The sequence below is a fragment of the Bacillota bacterium genome (assembly GCA_018333655.1).
GTDB lineage: Bacteria > Bacillota > UBA994 > UBA994 > UBA994 > BS524.
In genome coordinates this window covers 57,733-71,946 of sequence record JAGXTJ010000023.1, presented here as the reverse complement: position 1 = coordinate 71,946, position 14,214 = coordinate 57,733, and the positions used below count along the sequence as shown (strand labels likewise).

Below are 14,214 nucleotides of genomic sequence, written 5' to 3'. Positions count from 1 at the left end.
GTATACTCTAGACCTAGATTCCTAGGCAACAATTTCGCCAGGCCAGCGGGATGCAAAAAAAGGCGGAAATTCCGCCTTTTTAGGAGTTTGCGGCTACTTAACAGCCAAAACTTTTCTGGTTTTGTAGAACCCGCAGGCCTTACAAATGTGATGGGGGAGCTTGGCCTCATGACACTGGGGGCATAGTACCATCCCAGGGGAGGTTAGCTTCCAATTGGCGCGCCTCTTATCGCGGCGAGACTTTGAAGTTTTTCTCTTTGGTAGTGCCATCTAACACACCTCCTTTGTCATTCAGCAAACGCCCCAACACCGCCAGCCGCGGATCTATGTCACGCTTAGCGCAGTTGCATTCGGCTTCATTCAAATTTTGCCCACAAGATTCACATATCCCTAGGCAGTCAGGAGCACACAAGACTCGCAAAGGTAAATGTGCCAAGACTATCTCTGTGCCATATGTTTCGAGGTTAACCATTTGACGGTCGTTGTCTACAAAGTCAGAAGCCAAGAAATCTTCGCTCTCTTCACCTTGACCAAACGGCCACCACATGTCATCGAAACTGTTCTCAAGGACGGCTTCTGCCGGTGTGAGACAGCGCACACACGCGACTAACCACCGGCCAGAGATCTCGCCCGTTACCTCAATTTTGTCTAGAGCGCGAGTGAGAGCGAGGGTGATTACGGCTGGCACAAGTGGCGTAAAAACCTCGCCCTGCATCTCCACAACCTCAAAAGGGAGAGTAACGGCGAATTTTTGGGCCTGGTGCATATTACCGAGCTCAGCAAAGGTAAGCCACATCACTTATCACCTCATAGATTATACACAGGGGTTACTCTACTGTCAAACGATTAGTGTATGCCGACTAACATCTTAGTGTCACGTGCAATGATTAACTCCTCATTTGTTGGCACAAGGAGAACCTTGACTGTGGCCTTAGCTGTGCTCAGGTCGACTTCTTTACCGCGCACCCTGTTCTTGGCGGGGTCGATTTCTACGCCCATGAAGCCTAAGTGCTGGCAAACTTCCTCGCGCACTTCAGGCGAGTTTTCACCAAGTCCCGCTGTAAAGACGATGGCATCTACACCACCGAGAGCGGCAGCATAGGCCCCCACATACTTACGCACGCGGTAGTAGTACATGTCGAGCGCTAGCTTAGACTTGCGGTCACCCGCCGCCGCGGCATCTTCAATGACGCGAAAATCGCTACTTACCTCAGAAAGTGCGACCATGCCACACTTCTTGTTAAAAAAGTTGCTGGCTTGTTCAGGCGTCATTTGCTCTTTTTCCATAAGGAAAGTTACGATGGCCGGGTCTAAGTCACCCGAGCGCGTACCCATGATGAGACCTTCTAGAGGTGTAAAACCCATACTGGTGTCCACGGATTTACCCCCCGCGATAGCCGCCACGGAGGCGCCATTGCCAAGGTGGCAAGTGATGAGCTTGAGTTCGGTGAGCGGCTTACCCAGCATGGCTGCGGCACGCTCTGAGACGTAACGATGTGACGTACCGTGAAAGCCATAACGGCGAATGCCGTATTTCTCGTAAAAGGCATGCGGCAAGGCGTAACGATAGGCATGCTCAGGCATGGTCTGATGGAAAGCGGTGTCAAAGACAGCCACATGCTTGGCCGCGGGCATCAGCTTGCTGCAGACTTCAATGCCCATAATGTTGGGCGGATTGTGCAAGGGAGCAAGTTCCACGCATTCATGCAGGGCCTGCATCACTTCGGCGTTAATAAGTACAGAGGTGGCATATTTTTCGCCAGCATGCACAACGCGGTGCCCCACGGCCTCTATCTCGGCCATGGTCTTCACTACACCATGTTCAGTGCTCGTCAGTGCGTCGATAACCAAGTTAATGGCTACTTCGTGATTGTCGATGGATGCTTCGATAAGCTTGTTGTCCTCCTCACCCCGGCGATGCTTGAGAAAACTCCCCTCGAGGCCGATTTTCTCTACGAGGCCTTTGGCGAGAACACTTTCGTTTGCCATATCAAACACTTGATACTTGAGAGATGAACTTCCGCAATTGATGACAAGAACTTTCACTGGCAGAACCTCCTTGTGGCTTTTTGAGACCCCATTCATTATATAGGCAAAAAACGCGACTCACAAGCATATTAGAGGGGCTTGGCTATGTCAGAATAGCCTTACCAAGAACGCATATATTGTACTACGTGCAGAGACGGATAGGAGAGCGAAAACTATGGGACGGCGAGGACGCAAAGATGTTGGGGGATCACTTCTACTGGCCAGCGTGGCGGTAATACTCACCATCGCCATGGTACTTTTTCCTGAGGATACTTTCTCTGCCGCCTTGAAAGGCCTACGAGTTTGGTGGGAGATTGTCTTTCCCGCCCTCTTGCCCTTTTTCGTTTTCTCAGAGATCCTGATGGGCCTCGGGGTGGTTAATGCCATGGGAGTACTACTGGAGCCTCTCATGCGGCCGCTCTTTAATGTGCCGGGTGTGGGCTCCTTTGTCATGGCCATGGGGCTAGCCTCGGGCTACCCACTCGGCGCTATCCTGACGGCCAAGTTGCGCCGGCAAAACGCTTGTACGCAAGTTGAGGCCGAGCGTCTCATCTCCTTCGCCAACACGGCTGACCCTTTATTTATGTTTGGTGCGGTCGCGGTAGGCATGTTCGGAGATGCTACCTTAGGCACCATTATGGCGCTGGCTCATTACTTAGCGAGCCTAGGGGTCGGCGTATGTATGCGCTTTTATCGCCGCCATGCCCCGCGCACGAAGGATTCACATCATAGCGGTAACATCATCGTCAATTCTCTCGTCGAACTGCACCGTGCCCGGAAACGGGACGGCAGACCACTAGGTCAGCTAATGGGGGATGCCATTCGCAATTCTGTACAGAGCCTCTTGACCATCGGGGGGTTTATTATAATTTTCTCTGTTCTTATAAGGTTGGCAACTATTGTGGGGGCAGTAGACTTTCTGGGCAGACTAATTGCCTTTCTACTAGCGCCACTCGGGGTAGCCGCTGCCCTCGCGCCTGCCGCCGTGGCGGGCATATTTGAAATCACTATCGGCACACAAATGTGTTCTACGGCCCTTGCCCCCCTGCAGCAGAGAGTGGCCATGGCGGGGGCAGTTATTGCCTGGAGCGGCCTATCGGTACATGGCCAAGTGGCCAGCATTATCAACGACACCGATATTAGGCTGACTCCCTACCTATTCGCACGCTTGTTGCATGCGGTACTGGCCTTTGTGGCCACAATATTATTGTGGAATGTTTTTGCCGCCTTTAACATTAACCTAGCCGTTCCGGCCTTTCTCACCACCATACCTAGCCCTAGCCCCTACTTCTTCTGGCATCGCCTCTACTTCACCGGGATAAGAGCGGCAGCCTTCCTAGGGATAGCGGTAGTATTCTCGGCGCTGGTGATTGGCCTCACGAGAATAAAGATTAGCGTCTGGCGTGTAAAAGCCTAGCTTCCACCGCCTCAGCTACTTCTGCAGGAACTAACTCATCGATGGCCCCCCCTAGACGTGCGACTTCTTTAACCAGAGAAGATGAGAGGTAGGAGTATCGGCTGTTAGTCATCATGAACATGGTCTCAATAGAGCTGTCTAGGGTGCGATTCATGAGTGCCATCTGAAACTCAGACTCAAAATCTGAAATTGCTCGCAGGCCCTTAATAACTATCTTGGCATCTAACAGGTACATGTATTCCATGAGTAAGCCTTCAAAATGGCCTACAGAAACATTAGGCAGGTGCGCTGTCACTTGCCTAAGCAGTTCTACTCGCTCCTCGATAGAGAACATGGCATCTTTGGCAGGGTTTCTTACTACGGCGACGACGAGAAGGTCGAAAGCCCGCGAGGCTCTTTCGATAATGTCTAAATGTCCATTAGTAACCGGATCAAAACTACCTGGATAAACTGCCTTAATCACTAAGTGCACTCCCTTTCGGCCATGAAGAAGGACATTTGTGTTTGGCCATAGGTTTTAATCTTAAACAAACGCAACTTGCCTTGCCTTTGCGGCACACTCTCCTTAGAAAAGTGCTCAATGACCAACAAGCCCTCTGTTTTAAGCAAGTCATGGTGCGCAATCAGGCGTAGAACTTCAGCGGGGTAACCTTGCCCATAAGGGGGGTCGGCAAAGATTAGGTCGTAGGTTTCTGCAGCCAGAATGGGCAGCACGGCTTGGAAGGACCCCACTTTGACTTCGAACTCATCACTAGTTATGCCTAGAGACAACAAATTTTCTTTGATTAGCCTAGCCACCTGCGGAGACAGTTCAACGGCCGTCACCCGATGTGCCCCACGCGAAATAGCCTCGATGCCCATGGCCCCTGTGCCCGCGAAAATGTCGAGAAATTTTGCGCCTGCGATGCGGGGGGCCAAGCTCGAGAAAACGGCGCCGCGCGCCTTATCTGATGTGGGTCTGATCGGCAGGCTATCCTTCATGCCGATGGCTCGTCCACCAAGTGTCCCGGCAATAACGCGCATCGCACACCTCGATTCCCTATGTTAGAAAAATACGCCTTACCCTTTGAGTATAAGAGAACGGGAGTGAGGAGACAAGGAGCAAGAGGCAAGAAACAAGATGCAAGAGGCAAGAAACAAGATGCAAGAGGCAGGAGACAAGAAGCAAGAAGCAAGAGGCAAGGAGCAAGAGGCAAGGAGCAAGAAGCAAGAAGTGGGGAGAAATTAGAAGAAAGTGGGCAAGCGCCCACTTTCTCGAAAAATGTTCTCTTATGGAAGCTTAGCGCGTGTTGCCACGGCCAGCGAGAGAACGCTCAGCCATTTCGATCATTTTACGTACCATGTGGCCACCGATGGCGCCGGTGTCACGCGTGGTCATGGTTCCCCAATATCCGTCTGCTGGGGTCTGTATGCCAAGCTCTGAAGCTACCTCATACTTGAACTGCTCCATGGCATTCTTGGCTTGGGGGACTACAATTTGGCTACTAGTATCACTACCTCTTGCCATCTTGATTCACCTCCTTTGGTTACTTGCAGGGTGTAAATCGATCCTGCTGAGCATAGTATGCTCCACCGCGAAGGAGGTATTCCCGGTATTACTTTCCTCTTGCTTACTGTCGCCCCAACAGATTTTTTTCGAGCGCTCGCGCTGTCGGCGTATTGGCCAGCCCAGCAACAGCCGTCTCACGTAGAGACGCTGGCAGAAGCCGCCCGACCTCACGCATGGCATCGACCACTTCATCGGGCGGTATAAGGCTGCGAATACCACTTAGCGCTAGTTCCGCAGAGAGCAGCGCTATAGCTGATGCACCCGCGTTTCGAGCAATACAAGGCACTTCTACTAGGCCTGCCACCGGGTCGCACACTAACCCGAGCAGGTTAGTGATCGCCATAGCCGCGCCGTGAAAAACTGCCTCGGTGTCACCACCTAGGAGAAAAACAGTCGCACCGGCGGCCATGGCCGCTGCCGCTCCGCATTCAGCCTGGCACCCGCCTTCGGCCCCGGCCAAAGTAGCGCGCGCACTAACCACTTGCCCAATGCCACCCGCCACAACTAAGGCCCTAACCAACTGCTCGTCATCAATCAGGTGTACCTCGGAAAGCGCCAGCAAGACACCCGGCAGAACGCCACTTGAACCCGCTGTAGGTGCCGCGACTATGCGCCCCATGCTGGCGTTCACCTCGGCAGTGGCCAAGGCGTAGGCCGCGGCTCTCTTGCCTACTTCACCTAAAATACTGTGCGGTGAACGATAGAGCCGTGCTGCGTCGCCGCCCGACAAGCCGCTAGGCGAGAGCTCGGTCTTCTTTAAACCACTGGCTACAGCTTCTTTCATGACCACAAGACTCTGCGAGAGACTCTCCCAGATATCCGCAGCCGTCAAGTTACCCTTGGCTACTTCCCTCGCCAGTATCACTTCAGGCAGGGTCGCGTCCTCCGCTGCCGACAAAAGCGCGGCAAAACTCAACGTAGCACCGTCACGGCGAGATCTGGACAATTTTGTACACCCCGCTACCCTGCAACATTTCAGTCAAGACGGCTCTCTTAAGCGGCTGATCTAGCTCAATAGTCATTACTACAGAGTCACCTTTGGCACGCCGTGAAACATTCATATTGCCAATATTCACGGCAGCGCCGGCGATAAGGGAGGTAAGAAAAGTGATAACCCCCGGACGATCGGCAGAAAAGACGATGATTACATGGCTGGCGCCATCTATTTGCGTGGGAAAGCCATCTATCTCTACTATTGTAACCCTGCCGCCACCTAGCGACACACCGACGACTTCCACGGCTTGACTACTACCAGTTAGCAGTAGTCGCACCGTATTGGGATGCGCCATGCCCTCCTCTGTGGCTAGGGTGTAGCTGAAGGATTCGCGAGCCAGGGCATCAGCGTGGCGCAGCCGAACGTCATCGGGAGCAAAACCTAGAAGCCCACCAAGGACCGCTAGATGCGTGCCGTGACCAAGGTAAGTATGGGCAAAGGAATCATAAAGTATGATTTCGGCCGATTTGACGGGCTCACCTAGTAGTCGCAGTGCTAATTTGGCGATTCGCGCCGCACCCGCGGTATGAGAAGAAGAGGGCCCAATCATCACCGGGCCAATAATATCGAGAAGTCCGGCCATTTTACTCTACCGCAAAAATATAGTAGTAAAACGGCTGCCCACCCGGGAAGAAGTCTAGTGCACAGTTAGGGTATCGCTCTTCGATCATGTCGGCTAGCGCACGAGCAGTGGGTTCTGGGACATCGCTGCCATAGAACAAAGAAATGACCCCGTCCTCATCAGTGACGATTTCTTCTAAAAGAGATAGCGCCACTAAGGCCGCATCTTGCCCTACCGTGGCGATACCCTTGTCGTGCAAGCCGATGATGTCTCCCTCTTTAATCTCACCCACATCACTCTGGTAAGACTTGACGGCGTAAGTAACTTGGCCCGTCTTAACTCCCTGCATCCGCCGTGTCATAGCCTTAGCTACCCTATCTAGGTCCTGTGAGACCGATTCATAAGACAGCATGGCGCTTAGTCCTTGGGGAATGCTCTGACTTCTTACCACGACGATTTCTTTCTTGGTCAATTCCTTGACTTGCTCAGCCGCCATAATGATGTTCTTATTGTTTGGCAAGATAATGACTTTATCGCAGGCTATACTGTTGGCAGCTGCAGCCAAATCTTCCGTACTCGGATTCATGGTCTGCCCACCCTCGACGATAACGTCGACGCCTAGACTTTTGAGTACCGTCGCGATACCAGCTCCTGCAGCCACGGCAACTACGCCGATGCCCTTACCTTCTCCGGGTATGGGCGCGACCTCGACCTCTGGTAGAGCTTCCGACACCCACTGCGTTTCGGCATGTTGCTCCATCATATTTTCGATCTTAATGTCGCTCAAAACACCGTACTGCAGTGCGATCTCCATCGCCCGCCCCGGGTGATTGGTGTGCATGTGTACTTTGATAACATCGCTATCGCCCACGACTAGCAAGGAGTCGCCAAGAGGCTCAAACTGCGGACGCAGTTTATCTTCGTCAATTTTAGATTTATTTATTAAGAATTCCGTGCAGTAGAGAAACTCTATCTCTAAGGCCGCAAACGGTTCTGCCTCTACCCGGGACGGGGGAGGTGCCACAGCGACGGCTCCGGCCGTGTCAAGCGTAAGTGGCTGCCCTAAAAGAGCAAGCAGGAACCCCTGGTATATGAAGACTAAGCCCTGTCCACCTGCATCGACTACCCCGGCTCGCTTCAGAACAGGTAGTAAATCAGGGGTCTTGGCCAGCGTCTTTTCTGCCTGTTCAATAATTGCCCGCATAAGCTTCGCCATGTCCGCCTCGCCTCTAGCTTTTGCTTGGGCAATTTTAGCAGCATCTTTGGCTACGGTAAGGATAGTACCTTCGACCGGTCTCCCCACAGCCTTGTAGGCAGTTTCTACTCCTGCGGCGAGGGCCTGCGCAAATTCTAGGCCAGTGATAACGTCCTTACGCTCTAATGATTTAGCAAAGCCACGAAACAGCTGTGAAAGTATAACGCCGGAGTTTCCCCTAGCGCCCATGAGCGAGCCAGAAGCCACAGCCTGTGCTACCTGTCCACACGTGTTAAGGTTAGGCTTGTCAAGAGATTTTAGAACCGCTTGCAGAGTCAGATTCATGTTAGTTCCGGTATCACCATCGGGGACTGGAAATACGTTTAGCGCGTCCACTTGCTCTTTTCTCATTTCCAAGTTTCGTGTGCCGGAAATGAACATTTGCTTGAGGAGCGCGGCATCGATGTGCTTTGCTGTCAACTACTTTCCTCCTCGCTACTACTTGCCGCTGTTAACACGCACACCTTGCACGTTGACATTCACGTGTTCCACAGGCATACCAACAAAGGTCTCGACTACATATTTTACTTTCTCCATGATGTTTTGCGCAACCTCAGAAATTTTGGTCCCATAGCCTACAATGACAAATAGATCTATGATTACATTGCCGTCTTTAATCTGTACTTCGACGCCCCGAGAAAGATTTTCTTTCCCCAAGAGCTCGATAAAGCCATCACGAATACGACTACGGCTGCACATCCCTACTAGGCCGTAACATTCGAGGGCCGCCACGCCCGCGACTGTAGAGACAGCCTCCTCAGTGATGATTATCTTGCCGAACTCAGTTACAATAGTCTGGCTCACAAGGCTTCCTCCCTTTTGTCCACGTACAATTATTTATTATTCGACTGAACTCGTATTATTCCTGCCTCGCCAAGTCTCTGTGAACTTACAGGCAGCCTTGCCAGCCTCTCTTATCATATGGTAGAATTACTTGCGTGAAAAGGAGGTGCGGTCAAAATGCTTAGATGTGAGGTTTGTGGCAAGAACAAGTCCTCTGGCAATAAACTGAGTTACAAAGGGTCACAATTAACGAAACGCAGCAAGCGCACTCGTTTCCCCAATGTGCAGAGAGTAAGAGTGATTGCCAATGGCACACCCACGCGACTCAATGTCTGTACAACTTGTCTGAAATCAAATCGTGTAACCCGCGCCGTATAGAAAAGAGCTAACTCATCTCCATGAGTTAGCTCTTTTCTATTACGGAGCTAACTGCAAAGCCTGCGCGAAAGCGGCACGATCGGGACTTTGGAAGAAAGCTGCCCCGGCCACCAGATGTGTCGCCCCAGCTATTGCCGCGGCCATGCCCGTCTCTAGATTGATGCCCCCATCGACTTGAATAAAGAAGGGACGCTCTATGTCACTAGTTACCTCTTTTACTGCCGCAATTTTTGGCAACATGGTGCTGATAAATTGCTGCCCGCCAAACCCAGGGTTGACTGTCATGATCAACACTCCATCAAGGTCGGGCCAGACGTATTTTAAAACCTCTGGAGAGGTAGAAGGGTTAAGCGATACCCCTGCCTTACACCCTAGCTCCTTGATGCGGTAGATAAGCCGATGCAAGTGGTTCGTGGCCTCGTAATGGACAGTAATAAACTCCGGGCGTAGCGCTGCCAGCTCAACTACATAACGCTCCGGTTCAGTCACCATCAGGTGAACATCAAATTTAAGTTGGCCGAAACGCTTTACAGCATGAACCATGTTCAGACCATACGAAAGATTGGGCACAAAATGCCCATCCATTATATCTAAATGCACCGATGTTAAGCCGGCCTGTACCACACTCTCAAATTCTTCTCGCAAGAATAAGAGGTCGGCCGCAAGTACGGAAGGTGAGACAATGGTCACTTATACTGACTCCTCTCGCGCTCTTTCAATTCCCCTAGCAGCATGATGTAACTTTGGTAGCGCTCCGCGGATATAGTCCCCGCCTGAACTTCTTGCCCTACACGGCAGCCTGGTTCGTCTTGGTGTCTACAGTCGTGGCCGAATTTGCAGTGCATCCGTAGTCCCCGCATCTCAAGAAAATAGTCGGACAGAGCCAGGCTCGATAGCTCAACTGGCAGATCAAACTTACTGAAGCCGGGGGTGTCAACCACGTAGGCTTCCCACTCTGGCATGTAAATGAGTTCAACGAGACGTGTCGTATGTCTGCCAAAACCTTTGCGCAGGTTCACTTCGCCAACCAAGACTTCGCGCTCGGGACAAAGGTGTTTAATCAGGCTCGATTTACCCACCCCTGACTGCCCTGCCAAAACCGAAGTATGCCCACGCAAAGCGGGGAGCAGAGGGCGGACACAGCCCTCTGCAACGAGGGAGAGAGAAACCACAGGGTAGCCTGCCTGGGTGTATAGGCGCTTGACCTGGTCACCCGAATCGAGATCACATTTGTTGATGACCACCACACCAGAAACGCCCAAGAACTCTGCCGCGACTAAAATTCTATCCAGCAAAACAAGATTGGGCAGGGGCCTAGTGGCTGCACAAACTACCACCACTTGTGTGATATTGGCGACAAAGGGCCGTTCCAAGACATTCCTGCGCGGCAGAACTTGGTCGACGACGCCTTCGCCATCACTAAGCAAGCTAATTTTAACATAGTCGCCCACACATGGGTTTTCGCTCTGCAACCTGAGCTTTCCTCTGGCCCGACAGCGCACTTCACGGTCGCCTAGCTGCACGAAGTAAAATCCCGCCAAGAGCCTAATGATTCGTCCCTGCAAGTAATGCGTGCCCCCTAATTGACAATCTCTTCTCGATCTATCCTACCGTTCAAGCGCACAATAAGGCGCATGGGGGCAAGGCCTGTGACTGGGATTCTTACCTCGCCATCGGCACTACTATGCACTCCCTCGTAGGCGACTCGCCGGCCTTCCCTATCCTCTACCGTAATCTCTACGCGCGTATTGTCGTTGAGCTCACGAGCTGGGATAACTACGGTGATTCGTGCCTGCCTACCCCTACTCACCACAATGCCGATTTCGCCCCCTAGGGCGATCAGTGTGCCCGGTGCAGGCGATTGCGATATGACATGGCCTGGGGGCACCGTGTCATGAAAATCTTGCAGGATAGGTGTTCGCACAGTCAAGCCAGCCTCGCGCAAGGCTGTGGCAACTTCGGCCTCTGATAGACCGATAAGAAGTGGGGTCTGCACGTCCGTGATGGCCTTGCCTAGGCTGACCACAATGTCGATGGGCACGCCACGCTGCGTAAGGAAGCCAGGGCGAGGATTTTGCATAATCACTTGTTCGGGGGGAGCAGTGTCGTGATGCTCAGTATCTTGCTGCCCCAGGGTAAAGCCATGGGCGGACACGGCGATCTGCGCTTCGAGCAAGGAAAGACCCACGAGCTTTGGCACTTCTACTAGCTCTGGACCGCGGCTAGGGATAATCTCAACCATGCGGCCCGCACGCACGGGGCGTCCCGCGGGTGGCTGCTGGCGAATGACCACATTGGCCGGAATTAAGGGATTCCACTCCGCCACACCGATAGTCGAATTGAGCCCCGCGGCGCGCAGCTCTCTCTCTGCCTCGGCCAAGGTCTTATTAACGACATTGGGAACCAAAACCTCTGGCCGCGGCCAAAAGACATAGAGCAGGTAGCCACCGACGACTAACATGGTAACAACCATCAAGATGGTGAGAACGGCCAAAAGGGGCCATTTCTTTCTCTGCTTGGGGCTCATACTATCCACCTTCAAACTGGGAATGTAGGTGTCGTCAAGTTCACTCTGCTTGTCAGCTAATTCCTTGCCACGGCGCGGGTTTTTACCGCCCTCGATGTTGACACCACTTATCCCTGACATATCCGCTAGATCTCGAATCATCTCGGTGATTGATTGGTAGCGCTTGCCCTGCTCTTTGCACATCGCCTTGGCGACAATCTTTTCGAGACCGGGTGAAACTTCTGGCCTCTGCTCCTTAATAGGCCGAGGGTTCTCTTGCAAGTGCTTGAGCCCGATGGAAACCACATTGTCCCCCGTAAAGGGCACTACCCCGGTGAGCATTTCATATATGACGACGCCTAGGGAGTAAATGTCGGAGCGCTCATTCGTGTAGCCACCCCGAGCCTGTTCCGGGCTCATGTAATGCACCGAACCCATAAGCGAACCACTCTGCGTGAGGGTAGAGGTTGTCGTAGCCCTCGCAATACCGAAGTCGGTAACTTTCGCTTGTCCATCTCGCGTAATCAGAATATTGTGGGGCTTAATGTCGCGGTGCACTACCCCATGTTGATGGGCGTGCCGCAAAGCCTCGGCAATTTGCATGGCAATATCGACAACGATTTCTAGCGTAAAGGGGCCCTCTGCGGCGATAAATTCTTTCAGGGTTTTGCCCTCGACATACTCCAGGACGATGTAGTAAACATCATCGTCCTGGCCGACGTCGTAGACACCGACAATGTAGGGATTTGAAAGACTGGCCGCAGCTTGCGCTTCGCGGCGAAATTTAGCGACAAAGTCGCCATCAGCGGTTAACTGTGTGTTGAGAACTTTTATGGCCACCGTGCGATTTAAGAGGGAGTCGCGTCCCTTGTAGACAAAGGCGGTGCCCCCGCCTCCTAGTCTCTCGCCCAAAATGTAGCGCCCGCCGAGCACTCTATTCGCCACGAATGACACCCCCGCCACGACTGATTACGAGAGCCGTCACATTGTCGGGCGCACCCCGCTCTAGGGCCATATCAAGCAAAGCCCGCAAGACCTCTGCTCGGTCAGGGTGGGCTGCTATAATACCTTGGATTTCGTGATCGCTTAGTAGCTTAGTCAAGCCATCGGTGCACAGGAGCAACATCTCGACGTCACCTAGGTCGAACTCTTGGCAATCCATCAACAACTCGGCCTGCACCCCTAGCGCTCGCGTGAGAATATTGCGTTTCGGATGCTTTTCAGCGTCGTCAAGGCTGAGCTCACCTTTGCGCAGTAGCTCCTCGACATACGAATGGTCATCGGTCAGACGAGTGAGTCTGCCGCCATGATAGGTATAGGCTCGGCTATCACCTACATGGCATACAAAGGCCACTTGACCAAACAACAGGGCGGCGGTCAGTGTGGTACCCATGCCAGCGCAGCTAGGGTCAGACTGCGCCAGAAGTAGCACCTTGCTATTCGCGCGTGTGACTGCTAAAGACAAAACCTCGCTAGGCGGAAGCCGGTGTATTGTTTCGGCCACACCAAGGGAAAGCTCTTCTACAGCAATACGGGACGCCACGTCTCCCGCGAGGTGCCCCCCCATACCGTCGGCCACAGCACACAGGCAGGCCTCGCCTTCAGGCAGAGAAAAACGTTCCCTGATCAAAGCATCCTGGTTTTTCGGTCGCACTTTACCTCTGTTAGTTTCACTAAAAACAACCCACAACTCTCGCTCACCCCACTAATTAAGGTACAATACTGCCTTTCAATTGCCCGCAGGCGGCACTGATTTCACTGCCTAGTTCGCGTCTGATGGTGGCAGTTATGCCAGCATCCACAAGTATCTGTTGAAATTTCTTGGTACGCGGCAGAGAGGGACGCTCGAGGGACGAGCCAAGAAATGGGTTCACGGGAATGAGATTAACATGGAATTTGCCACCTTTAATCTTACTGACTAACTCCTCGGCATCCCGCTCGCGATCATTAATGCCCTTGATGAGAGTGTATTCAATGCTCACCCTGCGGCCTGTGGTTTCGGCATAGTAGTGCATGGCGGCCAGTATTTTGTTGATAGTAAAGATTTTTGCCGTCGGCATAAGCGTTGCTCGCAACTCATCATTTGGGGCGTGCAGACTCACACTCAAGTTTAGGGGCAACTCTTCGTGAGCTAGGCGCTCCATTTGTGGGACCAACCCGCAAGTAGAGACGGTAACGCGCCTTGGGCTAATGCCAAAGAGGGGACCACAGGCTGCCTTGATGAAGCCAAGTGTTTCCTCGTAGTTGTCGAGCGGTTCCCCCATGCCCATCATCACAATATGAGTAATTTTTTCGTTACTCTCTCGCAAACGATTGTTCGCTAAAATTAACTGTGCCACCATTTCAAAACGTGTCAAATGGCGACGAAAACCTTTTTCGCCGGTTGCACAAAAAGTACAGGCCATTTTGCAGCCAACTTGGGACGAAACGCAAAGCGACACACCATGGCGATAGTGCATAATTACCGACTCTGTGACCTGCCCATCAGCGAGAAGCAGGGCTAGTTTTGTGGCTGATGTGCCCTTGTGCTCGGCTACGACGCGCGGCGCGACCACGGGCACATCAGCAGCCTCCAAATCTTCACGCAGTGCTTTGGGCAAATTCGCCATATCACTGAACGAGGTGACAGCATGGGTATAAACCCACTCTTCAATTTGCTTCAGTCTAAACTTAGGTTGTCCGAGACTTTCTAGCCAAGCTAAGCGCTCGCCTTCCGTCATGGAGATAAAATCGTGTGACATG

17 protein-coding genes are annotated in these 14,214 nt (G+C 52.6%); 2 read left to right on the top strand and 15 right to left on the bottom strand.

Annotation, left to right across the window (positions count from 1 at the left end; translation table 11 throughout):
* Positions 1-93: 93 nt before the first annotated feature.
* From rpmF to KGZ92_04745, 3 genes are read right to left on the bottom strand one after another with little or no spacing between them, the layout of a single operon-like run.
* Positions 94-270 (bottom strand): 50S ribosomal protein L32, encoded by a 177-nt coding sequence (gene rpmF / locus KGZ92_04755; GenBank protein ID MBS3888595.1) that lies wholly within the window; start codon positions 268-270, stop codon positions 94-96.
* On the bottom strand, positions 227-799 hold the full coding sequence (locus tag KGZ92_04750; GenBank protein MBS3888594.1) for a DUF177 domain-containing protein: 573 nt from the start codon (positions 797-799) through the stop codon (positions 227-229). Before KGZ92_04750 ends, rpmF begins: the two co-directional genes overlap by 44 nt.
* A 47-nt stretch (positions 800-846) precedes the next feature.
* On the bottom strand, positions 847-2,046 hold the full coding sequence (locus KGZ92_04745) for an acetate kinase (protein ID MBS3888593.1): 1,200 nt from the start codon (positions 2,044-2,046) through the stop codon (positions 847-849).
* Between the two features lie 157 nt (positions 2,047-2,203).
* Between KGZ92_04745 and ylbJ the strand changes: the two genes are divergently transcribed.
* A complete protein-coding gene (gene ylbJ / locus KGZ92_04740; GenBank protein ID MBS3888592.1) occupies positions 2,204-3,445 on the top strand; it encodes a sporulation integral membrane protein YlbJ in 1,242 nt (413 codons plus the stop codon).
* On the opposite strand, the gene coaD is transcribed toward ylbJ, so the two are convergent.
* The 7 genes from coaD to KGZ92_04705 all read right to left on the bottom strand — a co-directional run bounded on the left by coaD (position 3,420) and on the right by KGZ92_04705 (position 8,609).
* Complete coding sequence (gene coaD, locus KGZ92_04735) at positions 3,420-3,908, bottom strand: pantetheine-phosphate adenylyltransferase (protein MBS3888591.1); 489 nt, start codon at positions 3,906-3,908, stop codon at positions 3,420-3,422. The two genes, ylbJ and coaD, sit on opposite strands and share 26 nt — an antisense overlap.
* Positions 3,908-4,468: a 16S rRNA (guanine(966)-N(2))-methyltransferase RsmD gene (gene rsmD, locus KGZ92_04730; GenBank protein ID MBS3888590.1), complete on the bottom strand. Its 561-nt coding sequence runs from the start codon at positions 4,466-4,468 to the stop codon at positions 3,908-3,910. The genes coaD and rsmD overlap by 1 nt, the downstream gene beginning before the upstream one ends.
* A 256-nt stretch (positions 4,469-4,724) precedes the next feature.
* Positions 4,725-4,952, bottom strand: a complete 228-nt coding sequence (locus tag KGZ92_04725; GenBank protein MBS3888589.1) for an alpha/beta-type small acid-soluble spore protein — start codon at positions 4,950-4,952, stop codon at positions 4,725-4,727.
* 103 nt (positions 4,953-5,055) lie between these two features.
* Complete coding sequence (gene sdaAA, locus KGZ92_04720; GenBank protein ID MBS3888588.1) at positions 5,056-5,910, bottom strand: L-serine ammonia-lyase, iron-sulfur-dependent, subunit alpha; 855 nt, start codon at positions 5,908-5,910, stop codon at positions 5,056-5,058.
* Between the two features lie 10 nt (positions 5,911-5,920).
* Positions 5,921-6,571, bottom strand: coding sequence for an L-serine ammonia-lyase, iron-sulfur-dependent subunit beta (gene sdaAB / locus KGZ92_04715; protein MBS3888587.1), 651 nt, complete (start codon positions 6,569-6,571; stop codon positions 5,921-5,923).
* A gap of 1 nt (position 6,572) precedes the next feature.
* Complete coding sequence (locus KGZ92_04710) at positions 6,573-8,225, bottom strand: DAK2 domain-containing protein (GenBank protein ID MBS3888586.1); 1,653 nt, start codon at positions 8,223-8,225, stop codon at positions 6,573-6,575.
* An 18-nt stretch (positions 8,226-8,243) separates the two neighbouring features.
* The gene (locus tag KGZ92_04705; GenBank protein MBS3888585.1) at positions 8,244-8,609 is read right to left on the bottom strand and encodes an Asp23/Gls24 family envelope stress response protein; all 366 of its coding nucleotides are present in this window, start codon (positions 8,607-8,609) and stop codon (positions 8,244-8,246) included.
* 156 nt (positions 8,610-8,765) lie between these two features.
* Between KGZ92_04705 and rpmB the strand changes: the two genes are divergently transcribed.
* Positions 8,766-8,966, top strand: a complete 201-nt coding sequence (gene rpmB, locus KGZ92_04700) for a 50S ribosomal protein L28 (protein MBS3888584.1) — start codon at positions 8,766-8,768, stop codon at positions 8,964-8,966.
* A gap of 39 nt (positions 8,967-9,005) precedes the next feature.
* Here the strand turns inward: rpmB and rpe are convergent, their stop codons facing one another.
* The 5 genes from rpe to rlmN are packed head-to-tail and all read right to left on the bottom strand — an operon-like array spanning position 9,006 to position 14,213.
* Positions 9,006-9,656 carry a ribulose-phosphate 3-epimerase gene (gene rpe, locus KGZ92_04695; protein MBS3888583.1) on the bottom strand — a complete coding sequence of 217 codons (651 nt, stop codon included), beginning with the start codon at positions 9,654-9,656 and terminating at the stop codon, positions 9,006-9,008.
* Positions 9,653-10,531 (bottom strand): ribosome small subunit-dependent GTPase A, encoded by an 879-nt coding sequence (rsgA, locus tag KGZ92_04690; GenBank protein MBS3888582.1) that lies wholly within the window; start codon positions 10,529-10,531, stop codon positions 9,653-9,655. The genes rpe and rsgA overlap by 4 nt, the downstream gene beginning before the upstream one ends.
* Before the next feature lie 14 nt (positions 10,532-10,545).
* Positions 10,546-12,417 carry a Stk1 family PASTA domain-containing Ser/Thr kinase gene (pknB, locus tag KGZ92_04685; GenBank protein ID MBS3888581.1) on the bottom strand — a complete coding sequence of 624 codons (1,872 nt, stop codon included), beginning with the start codon at positions 12,415-12,417 and terminating at the stop codon, positions 10,546-10,548.
* Positions 12,407-13,162, bottom strand: coding sequence for a Stp1/IreP family PP2C-type Ser/Thr phosphatase (locus tag KGZ92_04680; GenBank protein MBS3888580.1), 756 nt, complete (start codon positions 13,160-13,162; stop codon positions 12,407-12,409). The genes pknB and KGZ92_04680 overlap by 11 nt, the downstream gene beginning before the upstream one ends.
* 19 nt (positions 13,163-13,181) lie before the next feature.
* Entirely contained in the window at positions 13,182-14,213 is a 1,032-nt protein-coding gene (gene rlmN / locus KGZ92_04675; GenBank protein ID MBS3888579.1) for a 23S rRNA (adenine(2503)-C(2))-methyltransferase RlmN, read from the bottom strand.
* Position 14,214: the final 1 nt, after the last annotated feature.

Bases quoted from the DNA above. Each gene is read 5' to 3' on its own strand.
- rsmD (MBS3888590.1), bottom strand. From the start codon at position 4,468: ATGCGCGTTATTGCCGGGACACTTGGTGGACGAGCCATCGGCATGAAG.
- rpmB (MBS3888584.1), top strand. From the start codon at position 8,766: ATGCTTAGATGTGAGGTTTGTGGCAAGAACAAGTCCTCTGGCAATAAA.
- KGZ92_04725 (MBS3888589.1), bottom strand. From the start codon at position 4,952: ATGGCAAGAGGTAGTGATACTAGTAGCCAAATTGTAGTCCCCCAAGCC.
- rlmN (MBS3888579.1), bottom strand. From the start codon at position 14,213: ATGTCACACGATTTTATCTCCATGACGGAAGGCGAGCGCTTAGCTTGG.
- sdaAB (MBS3888587.1), bottom strand. From the start codon at position 6,571: ATGGCCGGACTTCTCGATATTATTGGCCCGGTGATGATTGGGCCCTCT.
- rpmF (MBS3888595.1), bottom strand. From the start codon at position 270: ATGGCACTACCAAAGAGAAAAACTTCAAAGTCTCGCCGCGATAAGAGG.
- ylbJ (MBS3888592.1), top strand. From the start codon at position 2,204: ATGGGACGGCGAGGACGCAAAGATGTTGGGGGATCACTTCTACTGGCC.